The sequence below is a fragment of the Burkholderia sp. BCC0419 genome, from assembly GCF_902830285.1.
Classification (GTDB): domain Bacteria; phylum Pseudomonadota; class Gammaproteobacteria; order Burkholderiales; family Burkholderiaceae; genus Burkholderia.
The window spans coordinates 356676-371781 of sequence record NZ_CADESR010000004.1 but is presented as its reverse complement, the minus strand read 5'-3'; the positions used below and the strand labels follow the sequence as shown (position 1 = coordinate 371781).

Annotated in this window: 15 protein-coding genes and 1 tRNA gene; all 16 read right to left on the bottom strand. The window is 64.4% G+C overall.

All coding sequences use genetic code 11. The features are described 5' to 3' along the window. Nucleotides 1-9: 9 nt before the first annotated feature. Nucleotides 10-660 carry an NADH-quinone oxidoreductase subunit J gene (locus HWW87_RS23655; RefSeq protein ID WP_174388177.1) on the bottom strand — a complete coding sequence of 217 codons (651 nt, stop codon included), beginning with the start codon at nucleotides 658-660 and terminating at the stop codon, nucleotides 10-12. A gap of 112 nt (nucleotides 661-772) precedes the next feature. Next, nucleotides 773-1261, bottom strand: a complete 489-nt coding sequence (gene nuoI, locus HWW87_RS23650) for an NADH-quinone oxidoreductase subunit NuoI (protein ID WP_124453079.1) — start codon at nucleotides 1259-1261, stop codon at nucleotides 773-775. A gap of 10 nt (nucleotides 1262-1271) precedes the next feature. Further along, nucleotides 1272-2339: an NADH-quinone oxidoreductase subunit NuoH gene (gene nuoH / locus HWW87_RS23645; RefSeq protein WP_174388178.1), complete on the bottom strand. Its 1068-nt coding sequence runs from the start codon at nucleotides 2337-2339 to the stop codon at nucleotides 1272-1274. After that, complete coding sequence (gene nuoG / locus HWW87_RS23640) at nucleotides 2340-4670, bottom strand: NADH-quinone oxidoreductase subunit NuoG (RefSeq protein ID WP_175822367.1); 2331 nt, start codon at nucleotides 4668-4670, stop codon at nucleotides 2340-2342. An 82-nt stretch (nucleotides 4671-4752) separates the two neighbouring features. Beyond that, nucleotides 4753-6063, bottom strand: a complete 1311-nt coding sequence (nuoF, locus tag HWW87_RS23635; RefSeq protein WP_175822366.1) for an NADH-quinone oxidoreductase subunit NuoF — start codon at nucleotides 6061-6063, stop codon at nucleotides 4753-4755. Continuing rightward, entirely contained in the window at nucleotides 6060-6545 is a 486-nt protein-coding gene (gene nuoE, locus HWW87_RS23630) for an NADH-quinone oxidoreductase subunit NuoE (protein ID WP_006478266.1), read from the bottom strand. Before nuoE ends, nuoF begins: the two co-directional genes overlap by 4 nt. Nucleotides 6546-6729: 184 nt before the next feature. Next, a complete protein-coding gene (locus tag HWW87_RS23625) occupies nucleotides 6730-7983 on the bottom strand; it encodes an NADH-quinone oxidoreductase subunit D (RefSeq protein WP_175822365.1) in 1254 nt (417 codons plus the stop codon). Between the two features lie 9 nt (nucleotides 7984-7992). Further along, a complete protein-coding gene (locus tag HWW87_RS23620) occupies nucleotides 7993-8595 on the bottom strand; it encodes an NADH-quinone oxidoreductase subunit C (RefSeq protein WP_006478264.1) in 603 nt (200 codons plus the stop codon). Between the two features lie 21 nt (nucleotides 8596-8616). Further along, nucleotides 8617-9096: an NADH-quinone oxidoreductase subunit B gene (locus tag HWW87_RS23615; RefSeq protein WP_006398799.1), complete on the bottom strand. Its 480-nt coding sequence runs from the start codon at nucleotides 9094-9096 to the stop codon at nucleotides 8617-8619. Between the two features lie 62 nt (nucleotides 9097-9158). Beyond that, a complete protein-coding gene (locus tag HWW87_RS23610) occupies nucleotides 9159-9518 on the bottom strand; it encodes an NADH-quinone oxidoreductase subunit A (RefSeq protein WP_006398798.1) in 360 nt (119 codons plus the stop codon). 153 nt (nucleotides 9519-9671) lie between these two features. After that, a tRNA-Leu gene (locus HWW87_RS23605) sits at nucleotides 9672-9756 on the bottom strand. Nucleotides 9757-9866: 110 nt separating this feature from the next. Continuing rightward, nucleotides 9867-10244 (bottom strand): preprotein translocase subunit SecG, encoded by a 378-nt coding sequence (secG, locus tag HWW87_RS23600; protein ID WP_175822364.1) that lies wholly within the window; start codon nucleotides 10242-10244, stop codon nucleotides 9867-9869. Nucleotides 10245-10316: 72 nt separating this feature from the next. Beyond that, nucleotides 10317-11072, bottom strand: coding sequence for a triose-phosphate isomerase (tpiA, locus tag HWW87_RS23595; protein ID WP_175822363.1), 756 nt, complete (start codon nucleotides 11070-11072; stop codon nucleotides 10317-10319). Between the two features lie 140 nt (nucleotides 11073-11212). Continuing rightward, nucleotides 11213-12232 (bottom strand): NAD(P)H-quinone oxidoreductase, encoded by a 1020-nt coding sequence (locus tag HWW87_RS23590; protein ID WP_175822362.1) that lies wholly within the window; start codon nucleotides 12230-12232, stop codon nucleotides 11213-11215. A 149-nt stretch (nucleotides 12233-12381) separates the two neighbouring features. Then, the gene (pnp, locus tag HWW87_RS23585; RefSeq protein WP_175822361.1) at nucleotides 12382-14526 is read right to left on the bottom strand and encodes a polyribonucleotide nucleotidyltransferase; all 2145 of its coding nucleotides are present in this window, start codon (nucleotides 14524-14526) and stop codon (nucleotides 12382-12384) included. Between the two features lie 290 nt (nucleotides 14527-14816). Next, entirely contained in the window at nucleotides 14817-15086 is a 270-nt protein-coding gene (gene rpsO, locus HWW87_RS23580; protein ID WP_006398792.1) for a 30S ribosomal protein S15, read from the bottom strand. Nucleotides 15087-15106: the final 20 nt, after the last annotated feature.

The window sequence follows — 15106 nt, the reverse complement described above, 5'->3', positions numbered from 1 at the left end:
TTCCTCCGCTTAGCCGTTGGTGCCCGAACCGGCTTCGCTCTGCGCCGTTTCCGGCTCCGGCTTGTCCGCTTCCATCTTCACGAGGCGCACGCGGTCGTCGCGGCGCACCTTGACCTGATCCGACACGCGCTGGCGCTTGCTGTCCTTGCCCTTGCGCTCGGTCAGCCCGATCGCGGCAATGATCGCGACCAGCAGCACGAGGCCGGCGATTTCGAACGCGAAGATGTAGTCGGTGTAGATCACCTTGCCGATCAGGCGCGTATTCGACCAGTTGGCCATCTCGCCCGTCGCCATCGCATGCACGGTGTGCGTGTCGCCGTAACCGCGCCACAGGATCAGCGCGGTCTCGATCACGATGATCGCGCCGACCACGGTTGCCATCGGCACGAAGCGCTTGAAGTCGCGGCGCAGGTAGTCGATGTTGATGTCCAGCATCATCACGACGAACAGGAACAGCACCATCACCGCGCCCACGTAGACCAGAACCAGCAGGATCGCGAGGAACTCCGCTTCCAGCAGCATCCAGATCGCGGCGGCGTTGAAGAACGCCAGCACAAGGAAAAGCGCAGACGCCACCGGGTTGCGCGAAGTGATCACCTTCAGCCCTGATACCACCAGGAGCAGCGCGAAGATGTAGAACAGTACGGTCGTGAATTCCATGATTACCGGTTCATCGTTAGGCCATAGTCAGGCGCGGCTTGCGGAACGCCCGCACCCGTCGCGGCGGCTCGGCCCGTTCATCGTTCATGCCGGGCCGGCACTGCAAACACAATCAACGATACGGCGCGTCGGCAGCCTTCGCCGCGGCGATGTCCTTCTCGTAGCGATCGCCCACCGCGAGCAGCATTTCCTTCGTGAAATACAGGTCGCCGCGCTTTTCGCCGTGGTACTCGAGAATCTGCGTCTCGACGATCGAATCGACCGGGCAGCTCTCTTCGCAGAAACCGCAGAAGATGCACTTCGTCAGGTCGATGTCGTAGCGCGTCGTGCGGCGTGTGTTGTCCGCGCGCGTTTCCGATTCGATCGTGATCGCCAGTGCGGGGCACACGGCCTCGCACAGCTTGCACGCGATGCAGCGCTCTTCGCCGTTCTCGTAGCGGCGCAGTGCATGCAGCCCGCGGAAACGCGGCGAAATCGGGGTCTTCTCTTCCGGGAACTGCACGGTGACCTTGCGCTTGAACGTGTAACGACCGGTCAGCGCGAGCCCTTTCAGCAGCTCGGTCAGGAAGAAGGTTTTAAAGAAGTGTTGGATAGCCGTCATGATTTCGTCCTTACTTCACCCAGATGTTCAGCGGCGACATCATCCAGAAGCCGACCACGACCACCCAGACCACCGTGACGGGCAGGAACACCTTCCAGCCCAGACGCATGATCTGGTCGTAACGGTAGCGCGGGAACGTCGCGCGCACCCAGATGAACACCGACAGCAGCGCGAAGACCTTCAGCACCAGCCAGAAGATGCCCGGGATGAACGACAGGAATTCGAACGGTGCGTCCCAGCCGCCGAGGAACAGCGTCGCAGCCAGCGCCGAGATCACGATCATGTTGATGTACTCGGCGAGGAAGAACAGCGCGAACGCCATGCCCGAGTAATCGATCATGTGACCGGCGACGATTTCCGACTCCCCTTCCACCACGTCGAACGGGTGACGGTTCGTTTCGGCGATGCCCGAGATGAAGTAGACGACGAACGCCGGCAGCAGCGGCAGCCAGTTCCACGACAGGAAGTTCACGCCGTGGCCCGCGAAGAAGCCGTGCTGTTGCGAATTGACGATTTCCGACATGTTCAGGCTGCCGGCCGTCATCAGCACGAGCACCAGCGCGAAGCCCATCGAGATTTCGTACGAGACCATCTGCGCCGCGGCGCGCATCGCGCCGAGGAACGCGTACTTCGAGTTCGACGCCCAGCCCGCGAGGATCACCGCGTACACGCCGATCGACGAGATCGCCATCGCGTACAGCAGGCCCGCGTTGATGTTCGCGAGCACGGCCTGGGCCTGGAACGGGATCACCGCCCACACGGCGAATGCCGGCACGACGGTCATGACCGGCGCGATCAGGTACAGCCAGCGGCTGGCGGCGCTCGGCTGAATGACTTCCTTCAGCAGCAGCTTCAGCACGTCGGCGATCGGCTGCAGCAGGCCGCCGGGGCCGACGCGGTTCGGGCCGAGACGCACGTGCATCCAGCCGATCAGCTTGCGTTCCCACAGAATCAGGTACGCGACGCACAGCAGGATGACGACGGAGACGACGAGGATGCGCACGACTGCCCACACCGTCGGCCACGCGAAGCCGAGAAGCTCGGCCCCGCCCGCGTTGATCGTATCGAACAAGCTCATTTACGCCTTCTCCACCACCAGTTCACCGGACAGGCTGCCGAGCGCTGCACCGGCAGGCGTCGCCGCCGACACGCGAACGACCGTCTCCGCAAGATTCGCGTCGCGCACGGCCGGCAACTGCACCGCACGCTCGCCCTGGCGCACGCGCACGGCGTCGCCTTCCTTCAAGCCCAGCTTGTCGAACAGCGCGGCCGGCAAGGCTGCGGCATTCGCCGCCTTCGCGGCGGCCGTCAGGTGCAGCGCACCTGCGCGGCGCACGAGCGCGTCGGCGTGATAGATCGGCACATCGGCCAAGCGCTCGAAACCGCCGTTCGCGGCATTCGCCGCGGCACGAGCCGGCGCGACCGACGTCTGGTTCGACAGGCGGCCCGCGACGCCGGCTTCGCCGAGCGCAGCGAGACGTACTTCTTCCGCAGTCTCGTATTCGAAGTTCGGCAGGCCGAGCAGGCTGCCGAGCACGCGCAGCACCTTCCAGCCCGGACGCGTGTCGCCGAGCGGGCGCACGACGCCGTTGAAGCCCTGCACGGTGCCTTCGGCGTTGACGAACGTACCGGCCGTTTCGGTGAACGGCGCAACCGGCAGCAGCACGTCGGCGTAGTCGAGGCCGTGCTTGAACGGCGACATCACGACGACCATTTCCGCCTGGTTCAGCGCGGCCAGTGCCTGTGCCGGATCGGCGGTGTCGAATTCCGGTTCGACGTTCAGCAGCACGTAGCCCTTGCGCGGCTGCGCGAACGCTTCGCGTGCGTTCAGGCCGCCTTCGCCCGGCAGTGCGCCGACGACGTGCGCGCCGACCGTGTTCGCCGCTTCCGTCAGGAAGCCGAACGTGGCGCCGGTGTTGTCGGCGATCCACTGGGCGACGGCGTGCAGCTTCGCGAATTCCGGATGACGGACCGCGACGTTGCCGAGCAGCACCGCACGGCGCTCGCCGTTCGCGAGCGACTGTGCGACAGCTTGCGCGGCCGGCGATGCGGTGACGCCCGCGAGCGCGTCGGGCAGCGCGACGCCGCGCAGTTGCGCGACGGCCGCGGCGATGCCGGCCAGTTCGTCGAGCCATGCGGACGGCGCGGCGACGATGCGTTGCGCGGTCGGGATCAGCGAATCGTCACCGGTCGCGTGCAGGAAGTGCAGCTTCGCGCCGTTCTTCGCAGCCTGACGCAGGCGCGATGCGAACAGCGGGTGGTCGCGGCGCAGGAACGAACCGACGACGAACGCGGCGTCCACGTTCGACAGATCGGCGATCGGTATGCCGAGCCACGGTGCGCCCTGCACCGGTGCCGAGAAATCCTGCTGACGCAGACGGAAGTCGACGTTCGGCGTCTTCAGTTCGTTGGCGAGCTGCTTCACGAGGAACAGCTCTTCAGCGGTGCTGTGTGCGCTCGCGAGCATCGCCAGCGCGTTCGCGCCGTGATCCGCGGCGATGCCCTTCAGGCCCTTCGCGACGTATTCGAGCGCGGTCTGCCAGTCGGTTTCGATCCACTGGCCGCCCTGCTTCAGCATCGGCTTCGTCAGGCGCTCTTCGCTGTTGAGGCCTTCATACGAGAAGCGATCCTTGTCCGAGATCCAGCACTCGTTGATGGCTTCGTTCTCGAACGGCAGCACGCGCATCACGCGGTTGTTCTTCACCTGCACGACGAGGTTCGCGCCGACGGAATCGTGCGGGCTCACCGACTTGCGGCGCGACAGTTCCCACGTACGGGCGCTGTAGCGGAACGGCTTGCTGGTCAGCGCGCCGACCGGGCACAGGTCGATCATGTTGCCCGACATTTCGGAATCGACCGTCTTGCCGACGAACGTCGTGATTTCCGAATGCTCGCCGCGGCCCAGCATGCCGAACTCCATCACGCCGGCGATTTCCTGGCCGAAGCGGACGCAGCGCGTGCAGTGGATGCAGCGCGACATTTCTTCCATCGAGATCAGCGGGCCCACGTTCTTGTGGAACACCACGCGCTTTTCTTCCGAGTAGCGCGACGACGACTTGCCGTAGCCGACCGCCAGATCCTGCAGCTGGCATTCGCCGCCCTGATCGCAGATCGGGCAATCGAGCGGGTGATTGATGAGGAGGAATTCCATCACCGACTGCTGCGCCTTCACAGCCTTGTCGGACTGCGTGCGGACGATCATGCCGGCCGACACGGGTGTCGCACAGGCAGGCACGGCCTTCGGCATCTTCTCGACTTCGACGAGACACATCCGGCAGTTGGCCGCAACCGACAGTTTCTTGTGATAGCAGAAGTGAGGAATGTACGTATCCGCCTTGTGCGCAGCCTGGATCACCATGCTGCCTTCGGGCACCTCGACCTTCTTGCCGTCTATTTCAAGTTCAACCATGATGGTGAATGGTCCTTAACCTATTTCCGCCCGTTCGCGCCTTGGCCCGACCGTGCGCTCAAATTCCGCAACCGGGTGCGCTTCAGGCTGCCGCCGCGTGCGCGTGGCCGCCGACCATGCAGTGCTTGTGCTCGACGTGGTACGCGAATTCGTCCCAGTAGTGCTTGAGCATCCCGCGTACCGGCATCGCCGCCGCATCGCCGAGCGCACAGATCGTGCGGCCCATGATGTTCTCGGCCACCGAGTTCAGCAGGTCCAGATCGTCCTGGCGCCCTTCGCCGTGCTCGATACGGTTCACGACGCGATACAGCCAGCCGGTGCCTTCACGGCATGGCGTGCACTGGCCGCACGATTCCTCGTAGTAGAAGTACGACAGGCGCAGCAGCGAGCGCACCATGCAGCGCGTCTCGTCCATCACGATCACCGCGCCGGAACCGAGCATCGAGCCCGCCTTCGCGATCGAATCGTAGTCGAGATCCGTCTGCATCATGATGTCGCCCGGGATCACCGGCGCCGACGAACCGCCCGGAATCACGGCCTTGATCTTCTTGCCGCCGCGCATCCCGCCGGCGAGCTCCATCAGCGTCGCGAACGGCGTGCCGAGCGGCACTTCGTAGTTGCCCGGACGCTCGACGTCGCCCGACACCGAGAAAATCTTCGTGCCGCCGTTGTTCGGCTTGCCGATCTCGAGGTAATTCTGCGGCCCGATGGACAGCAGGAACGGCACCGCGGCGAACGTCTCGGTGTTGTTGATGGTGGTCGGCTTGCCGTACACGCCGAAGCTCGCCGGGAACGGCGGCTTGAAGCGCGGCTGGCCCTTCTTGCCTTCGAGCGACTCGAGCAGCGCCGTTTCCTCGCCGCAGATGTACGCGCCGTAACCGTGGTGCGCATGCAGCTGGAACGAGAATTCCGAGCCCATGATGTTGTCGCCGAGGAACCCGGCCGCGCGCGCTTCATCGAGCGCGGCTTCGAAGCGTCGATACACTTCGAAGATTTCGCCGTGGATGTAGTTGTAGCCGACGGTGATGCCCATCGCGTACGCGCCGATGGCCATGCCTTCGATCAGCGCATGCGGGTTCCAGCGCAGGATGTCGCGATCCTTGAACGTGCCCGGCTCGCCTTCGTCCGAATTGCAGACGAGGTACTTCTGCCCGGGGAACTGGCGCGGCATGAAGCTCCACTTCAGGCCGGTCGGGAAGCCCGCACCGCCGCGGCCACGCAGGCCCGACGCCTTCACGTCGGCGATCACCTGCTCGGGCGGAATCTTTTCTTCGAGAATACGGCGCAGCTGCTTGTAGCCGCCGCGCGCGACGTAATCTTCGAGGTGCCAGTTCTCGCCGTTCAGACCAGCGAGGATCAGCGGTTTGATGTGACGGTCGTGGAGGGACGTCATTTCGAGAGCTCCTCAAGCAGCTGGTCGATCTTCTCGCGGCTCATGAAGCTGCACATTCTGTGATTGTTCACCAGCAGCACCGGCGCATCGCCGCACGAGCCCATGCATTCGCCTTCCTTCAGCGTGAACTTGCCGTCGGGCGTGGTCTCGCCGAAGCCGATGCCCAGCTTCTGTTTCAGGTAGTCGGCAGTCGCTTCCGCGCCGCCGTGCGGGCCGAGCTGGCACGGCAGGTTCGTGCAGAGCGTGATCTTGTGCTTGCCGACCGGTTTGAGCTCGTACATCGTGTAGAACGTCGCGACTTCCTGCACGGCAACGGCCGGCATGCCGAGATAGTCCGCGACGAACTGCATCAGTTCGGGCGACAGCCAGCCGTGCTCTTCCTGAGCAACGGCCAACGCCGACATCACGGCGGACTGTTTCTGATCGGCGGGATACTTCGTCAACGCTCGATCGATTTCCTTCAGGCCTTCAGCTGAGATCATTTTCAGACACGACTCTTTCAATTCCTACCGAACGAACAACCTGCCGCACACTGGGGTGCATGGGCGGCAGACCTGGCGCTCACTCTGTTGACAGCTTGCGAAGCCGCGCTGGTTCAGCGCATACCGCATGTGACTTCGCATGTGACTGACTGCTCGCCGCCCGCGCTCGCGGGCGGCGCAACCATTAGCGATCGATTTCGCCGAACACGATGTCCTGCGTACCGATGATCGTGACGGCGTCGGCGATCATGTGACCGCGCGCCATTTCGTCGAGCGACGCCAGGTGCGCGAAACCCGGCGCGCGAATCTTGAGGCGATACGGCTTGTTGGCGCCATCGGACACGAGGTAGATGCCGAACTCACCCTTCGGATGCTCGACCGCCACGTACGCTTCGCCTTCCGGCACATGGAAACCTTCGGTGAAGAGCTTGAAGTGGTGAATCAAGTCTTCCATGTTGGTCTTCATGCCGACGCGCGACGGCGGGGCAACCTTGTGATTGTCCGTCATCACCGGGCCCGGATTCTTGCGGAGCCACTCAATACACTGTTTCGCGATGCGGATCGACTGGCGCATTTCTTCGACGCGCACCAGATAGCGGTCGTAGCAATCGCCGTTCACGCCGACCGGCACGTCGAAATCCATCCGATCGTACACTTCGTAGGGCTGCTTCTTGCGCAGGTCCCACGCGATGCCCGAGCCGCGCAGCATCGGGCCCGTCAGGCCCATCTGCAGCGCACGTTCGGGGCTCACCACGCCGATCCCGACCAGACGCTGTTTCCAGATCCGGTTGTCGGTCAGCAGCGTTTCGTATTCGTCGACGCACTTCGGGAAGCGCGTGAAGAAATCGTCGATGAAGTCGAGCACCGAGCCGCTGCGCGCTTCGTTCATCTTCGCGAGCGCCTTCTCGTTGCGAATCTTCGACGCCTTGTATTGCGGCATTGCGTCAGGCAGGTCGCGGTAGACGCCGCCCGGACGATAGTACGCCGCGTGCATCCGGGCACCGGACACCGCTTCGTACACGTCCATCAGGTCTTCGCGTTCGCGGAAGGCGTACAGGAACACGGCCATCGCGCCGACGTCGAGCGCGTGCGCGCCGATCCACATCAGGTGGTTCAGCACGCGCGTGATTTCGTCGAACAGCACGCGGATGTACTGCGCGCGCTCCGGCACGTCGATGCCGAGCAGCTTTTCGATCGCGAGCACGTAGCCGTGCTCGTTGACCATCATCGACACGTAGTCGAGACGGTCCATGTACGGCACGGACTGGATGAAGGTCTTGGATTCCGCGAGCTTTTCCGTCGCGCGGTGCAGCAGGCCGATGTGCGGATCGGCACGCTGGATGACTTCGCCGTCGAGCTCGAGCACGAGGCGCAGCACGCCGTGCGCTGCCGGGTGCTGCGGGCCGAAGTTGAGCGTGTAGTTCTTGATTTCTGCCATGACGCCCCCTTAATGTTTCAGACCGCCATAGCGATCCTCGCGGATCACGCGCGGCGTGATTTCGCGCGGCTCGATCGTCACCGGCTGGTACACGACCCGCTTCTCTTCCGGGTCGTAACGCATTTCGACGTAGCCCGACACCGGGAAGTCCTTGCGGAACGGGTGACCGATGAAGCCGTAGTCGGTGAGGATGCGGCGCAGGTCGGGGTGGCCTTCGAACACGATGCCGTACAGGTCGAACGCTTCGCGCTCGTACCAGTTCGCCGAGGTCCAGATGTCGACCAGCGACGCCACGATCGGCAGATCGTCGTCCGGCGCGAATGCGCGCAGGCGCAGGCGCCAGTTGTTCGTGACCGACAGCAGGTGCGACACGGCCGCGAAGCGCGGGCCGTCGTAGGCGCCGTCGCCGAAGGTCTGGTAGTCGACGCCGCAGAGGTCGATCAGTTGCTCGAATCGGAGCTTCGGATCGTCGCGCAGCGTCTTTGCGACTTCGAGGTAATCGCTCGCCTTCACGACGAGCGTCAGTTCACCGATCGCTTCGGTGAGGCTCACCACGCGCGCGCCGAGCGCGGCTTCGAGGTTTGCCTTCAGGGTCTCGATTTTGCTTGCCATATTGAGGGGACGCTCGGGGCTTTATTGACGGGCGATGGTATTGGTGCGGCGGATCTTCGCCTGAAGCTGGATCACGCCGTAGACCAGCGCCTCGGCCGTGGGCGGGCAGCCCGGCACGTAGACGTCGACCGGCACGATCCGGTCGCAGCCGCGGACCACCGAGTACGAGTAGTGGTAGTAACCACCGCCGTTCGCGCACGACCCCATCGAGATCACCCAGCGCGGCTCGGCCATCTGGTCGTACACGCGGCGAAGCGCGGGCGCCATCTTGTTGCACAGCGTGCCGGCGACGATCATCACGTCCGACTGACGCGGGCTCGGACGGAATACGACGCCGAACCGGTCCAGATCGTAACGGGCCGCGCCCGCATGCATCATCTCGACGGCGCAACACGCGAGCCCGAACGTCATCGGCCACAGCGAGCCGGTACGCGTCCAGTTGATCAGCTTGTCAGCCGTCGTGGTGACAAACCCTTCCTTCAAGACCCCTTCGATACTCATTTGCTTTCCACTCCAGACGAGCGACCGAGCGTGGCCGCTCATGCAAACCGGCGATTAACCCATCACTCCCAGTCGAGCCCGCCTTTCTTCCAGATATAGGCAAAGCCCAGCAGGAATTCGAGCAGAAAAATCATCATTGCGATGAAACCCGGCCAGCCGATATCCCGGAGCGCGACGCCCCACGGGAACAGGAATGCGGTTTCGAGATCGAAGATGATGAACAGGATGGCGACGAGGTAATACCGAACGTCGAATTTCATCCGGGCGTCTTCAAAGGCTTCGAAGCCGCACTCGTATGGTGCGTTCTTCTCGACGTCCGGCTTGTTGGGACCAAGGAGCTTGCCGATGCTGACCAGCGCTATACCTAAACCAGTGCCCACGAGGAGGAACAACAAGACGGGGTAATAGGCTGCGAGGTTCAAGGCAATCCTCTATCGGTTGGTTCTGAGCGTCCGGAGAATACCACTTCCGGCGGAAGGAATCATTTCGGAGTACAGGCGATCGCAAGACAACCGCAAGCACACCCCACAAATGAAAAATGCCAGCCACTAGAAGCGGCTGGCATTGAGTAACTTTGGTGCCGACGGCGAGACTCGAACTCGCACAGCTTTCGCCACTACCCCCTCAAGATAGCGTGTCTACCAATTTCACCACGTCGGCACTGCATGCAACTCGGGTTGTGCTGCTTGTTCCCGCGAATCGCTTCAAGAATTAAATTCTAACCCGAGTTCCGGATTTGTTCAACGCACAACCGCAAAAAAATTGACTTTTTATTTCGGGACATCCTGGCCCGGCGCGCTTGCGGCCGAACCGGCGGCAGCGGACGCCGCGACGGCCGGCGCCGATGCTGCGGGGGTCGATGCCGGCGCGGTCACGGCCGTGCCGAGCACGCCTGCCGACGGCGTCGACTTGTACGAACCGAGGTACGTCAGCGCGAGCGTCGCGACGAAGAAGATCGCCGCGAGAATGCCCGTCGTGCGCGACAGGAAGTTCGCCGAACCCGTCGCACCGAACAGGCTGCCCGACGCGCCGCTGCCGAATGCAGCGCCCATGTCGGCACCCTTGCCGTGCTGCAGCAGCACGAGCCCAATCACACCGAGTGCAGACAGCACCTGCACCACAATAATCAGCGTCTTGAATAACAGCATCACACCCACCCGATTGGATCGGGCGACCGGACCGACCGGCCGCCGTCATGGTTCAATTCGATCTCGGACCGCTCAACGCGCGGCCCGGCAGATCGCCAGGAAATCTTCCGCCTTCAGCGACGCGCCGCCGATCAGGCCGCCGTCGATGTCCGGCTGCGCGAACAGCTCTTCCGCGTTGTCCGGCTTCACGCTGCCGCCGTACAGCACGGACACGTCCGCCGCACCCTTTGCCGCGAGACGCGCACGCAGGAACGCGTGCACGTCCTGCGCCTGCGCCGACGTCGCGCTCTTGCCCGTGCCGATCGCCCAGACCGGCTCGTACGCGACGACGATGCGGGCGGCTTCGTCAGCCGTCAGCACGGCCAGCACCGCGTCGAGCTGCGCACCGACGACCTGCTCGGTCGCCCCCGACTCGCGCTCGTCGAGCGTCTCGCCGACGCACACGACCGGCGTGAGGCCTGCCGCGAGCGAGCGTTGCGCCTTCGCGGCGACCGTCTCGCTGCTTTCGCCGTGATACGCGCGACGCTCCGAGTGGCCGACGATCGCATACTGCGCGCCGAACTCCGCCACCATCGCAGCCGCCACCTCACCGGTGAACGCGCCCTGCTCGTGCGCGGACACGTCCTGCGCACCGAACGCGACACGGCCACCGCCGAGCTGCGCCTGAACCTGCGCGAGATACGGGAACGGCACGCACACGCCGATCGACGTTTCAGCCGCCACCGCGCCCGCACCCTGCACCACTTCGTTCAGCAGCGCCTGGTTGCCGGCCAGCCGGCCGTGCATCTTCCAGTTGCCGATCACTCGCTTTGTTCGTTGTTTCGACATCGTGTCCGTCTCGTCACTATCTTGTCATTAACGTACCGGAACCCGGCCGTCAGGTTGGATCTGGCGAAGCAAACCCGCGATTTTACTGCGCGCGGCTTGAACCGGTCAAACCGCGTATGTCAAGCCCGCCGCGCGGGCCGTCACACGTTCGCGCCCCAATCAAGCACGATCTTGCCGATGTGCTCGCCGCTCTCCATCAGCGCATGCGCCTGCGCGGCCTCGCCGGCCGGCAGCACACGATAGATCACGGGCTTGATGCGACCGTCGGCCAGCAGCGGCCACACGCGCGCCTTCAACTGCGCGGCGATGCGCGCCTTGAATTCGACCGGGCGCGGGCGCAGCGTCGAACCCGTCACCGTCAGCCGGCGGCGCAGGATCTCGTTCAGGTTGACCTCGGCCTTCGCGCCGCCGAGCAGCGCGATCAGCACGAGACGGCCGCCGTCCGCGAGCGCGGACAGCTCGCGCGGCACGTACGAGCCCGCCACCATGTCGAGGATCACGTCGACACCGCGATCGTGCGTCAGCGATTTCACGACTTCGACGAAGTCTTCGGTCTTGTAGTTGATCGCGCGCTCGGCGCCGAGCGCCTCGCACGCACGGCACTTGTCGGCGGTGCCGGCCGTCGCGAACACGCGAAAGCCGAGCGCATGCGCGATCTGGATCGCCGTCACGCCGATGCCGCTCGAGCCGCCCTGCACGAGCAGCGTCTCCTGCTCGCCGCCCTCGCCCGCGCCGAGCTGCGCACGGTCGAACACGTTGCTCCACACGGTGAAGAACGTTTCGGGCAACGACGCGGCCTCGATATCGGTGAGGCCGTCGGGCACCGGCAGGCACTGCGGCAGCGGCGCGACCGCATATTCGGCATAGCCGCCGCCCGCGAGCAGCGCGCACACGCGATCGCCGAGCTTCAGGCCGAACGGGTTCAGCGCCGCATCCGACAAATCGCCGCCGACGATCTCGCCCGCGACCTCGAGGCCCGGCAGATCCGACGCGCCCGGCGGCGGCGCATAGGCGCCCTTGCGCTGAAACACGTCGGGCCGGTTCACGCCGGAAGCCGCCACCTTGATCAGCACCTCGCCGCGCTTCGGTTCGGGCCGCGGACGCTCCGCGAGCTTCAGCACGTCGGGGGCGCCGAATTCGGTGATTTCGATGGCTTTCATGGTGAAAATCGCTCCAGGATCGGAATCGGAATGGCATGCCCGTGCGCAGGGCGCGGGCGCCTCGCCGGCGCTGCTGCGCCGCACAACGATGCTACAGAAAAAACGGCCGGCACGCTTTCGCACTGCCGGCCGTTCTCACGCCTGTCCGCTTACTGCTGCGGCGGCGTATCCGACTGCGACGCCGCTGCTTCGTTCAGCAGCGCCTTCGCCGACAGACGCACGCGACCCTTCTCGTCCGTCTGGATCACCTTGACCTTCACCTGCTGGCCTTCCTTCAGGTAGTCGTTGATGTCCTTCACGCGCTCGTTGACGATTTCCGAGATGTGCAGCAGGCCGTCCTTGCCCGGCAGCAGGTTCACGATCGCACCGAAATCGAGCAGCTTGAGCACCGTGCCTTCGTACACCTGGCCGACTTCGATTTCAGCCGTGATCTGCTCGATGCGCTTCTTCGCTTCGGCCATGCCTTCGCTGCTCGTGCTCGCGATCGTCACGACGCCGTCGTCCGAGATGTCGATGGTCGTGCCCGTTTCTTCCGTCAGCGCACGGATCACCGAACCGCCCTTGCCGATCACGTCGCGGATCTTTTCCGGGTTGATCTTGACCGTGATCATGCGCGGCGCGAATTCCGACAGTTGCGTGTTCGCACCCGACACCGCCGACGTCATCTTGCCGAGGATGTGCATGCGGCCTTCCTTCGCCTGCGCGAGCGCGACCTGCATGATTTCCTTCGTGATGCCCTGGATCTTGATGTCCATCTGCAGCGCCGTCACGCCTTGCTCCGTGCCGGCCACCTTGAAGTCCATGTCGCCGAGGTGATCTTCGTCGCCGAGGATGTCGGTCAGCACCGCGAACTTGTTGTCTTCAAGGATCAGGCCCATCGCGATACCCGCGACGTGCGCCTTCATCGGCACGCCGGCGTCCATCAGCGCGAGGCAGCCGCCGCACACCGATGCCATCGACGACGAACCGTTCGATTCGGTGATTTCCGACACGACGCGGATCGAGTAGCCGAATTCGTCGGCGCTCGGCAGGCACTTGACCAGCGCGCGCTTCGCGAGGCGGCCGTGGCCGACTTCGCGACGCTTCGGCGAGCCGACGCGGCCCGTTTCGCCGGTTGCGAACGGGGGCATGTTGTAGTGGAGCATGAAGCGCTCGCGGTATTCGCCTTCGAGCGCGTCGATGATCTGCTCGTCACCCTTCGTGCCGAGCGTCGCGACGACCAGCGCCTGCGTCTCGCCGCGCGTGAACAGCGCCGAGCCGTGGGTACGCGGCAGCACGCCGGTGCGGATCTCGATCGGGCGCACGGTGCGCGTGTCACGGCCGTCGATACGCGGCTCGCCGTTCAGGATCTGCGAACGGACGATCTTCGCTTCGATGTCGAACAGCACGTTGCCGACCGTGGCCTTGTCGGCCGCGACCGTACCGGCCGCCAGCGCGTCTTCCTCGAGCTTCGCCGACGTCGCCGCGTAGACTTCCTTCAGCTTCGCCGAACGCGCCTGCTTGTCGCGGAGCTGGTAAGCGGCGAGCAGATCGTTCTGCGCCAGTTCGGTCACGCGCGCGATCAGCGCCTCGTTCTTCGGCGCCGGCTGCCAGTCCCACTCGGGCTTGCCGCCGTCGCGCACCAGTTCGTGGATCGCGTCGATCGCGACCTGCATCTGCTCGTGGCCGAACACCACGGCGCCCAGCATCACCTCTTCCGTCAGCTGATCGGCTTCCGACTCGACCATCAGCACGGCGCGCTCCGTACCCGCCACGACGAGGTCGAGGCTCGATGCCTTGAGCTGGTCACGCGTCGGGTTCAGCACGTACGCGTTGTCGATGTACGCGACGCGCGCGGCACCGACCGGGCCGTTGAACGGCAGGCCCGACACGGCGAGCGCGGCCGATGCGCCGATCAGCGCGGGGATGTCCGCCGGGATTTCCGGGTTCACGGACAGCACGTGGATCACGACCTGGACTTCGTTGTAGAAGCCTTCCGGGAACAGCGGGCGCAGCGGACGGTCGATCAGGCGCGACGTCAGCGTCTCGTGCTCCGACGGACGGCCTTCGCGGCGGAAGAAGCCGCCCGGGATCTTGCCGGCCGAGTAGGTCTTTTCGAGGTAGTCGACGGTCAGCGGGAAGAAATCCTGACCCGGCTTCGCCGACTTCGCGCCGACGACGGTTGCCAGCACGACGGTGTCTTCCACGTCGACGATCACGGCACCGCTCGCCTGGCGGGCGACTTCACCGGTTTCGAGGCGCACCTTGTGCTGGCCCCACTGGAATTCCTTCACGACCTTGTTGAACATGGACATGGTTGCTCCTTTGTATTCATGCATTTCATTCGCCGCGCCGGCGATCCCGCGCGGCGGCGTCCCGACCGAATCACCCGGAGCAAGGTGTGTTTTTTATGCCATTCCAGCGCGGCGCTCATGCAGCGACGCGCTGGAATGACACAAATCCTGCCCCGGTATCGGTCGTGGCGGCCGCCCCGCACGAACGTGCCGGACAGCCTGCGATGCGTGTGACGCTACGCACCGCGCAAAAACAAAATGCCTGTATCAGCGGACTGACACAGGCATCTTGCTGGCGGCAATCGCCTCGATTACTTACGCAGACCCAGCTTCTCGATCAGCGCGCGGTAACGGTCGGCATCCTTGCCCTTGAGGTAGTCGAGCAGCTTGCGGCGGCGGCTCACCATGCGCAGCAGGCCGCGGCGGCTGTGGTGATCCTTCGCGTGGGTCTTGAAGTGACCCGTCAGTTCGACGATACGTGCGGTCAGCAGTGCGACCTGGACTTCGGGCGACCCCGTGTCGTTGGTACCGCGGGCGAACTGAGCAACGACTTCCGACTTCTTGATATCTGCAACAGACATGTGATTTCCTTTCTAACTGA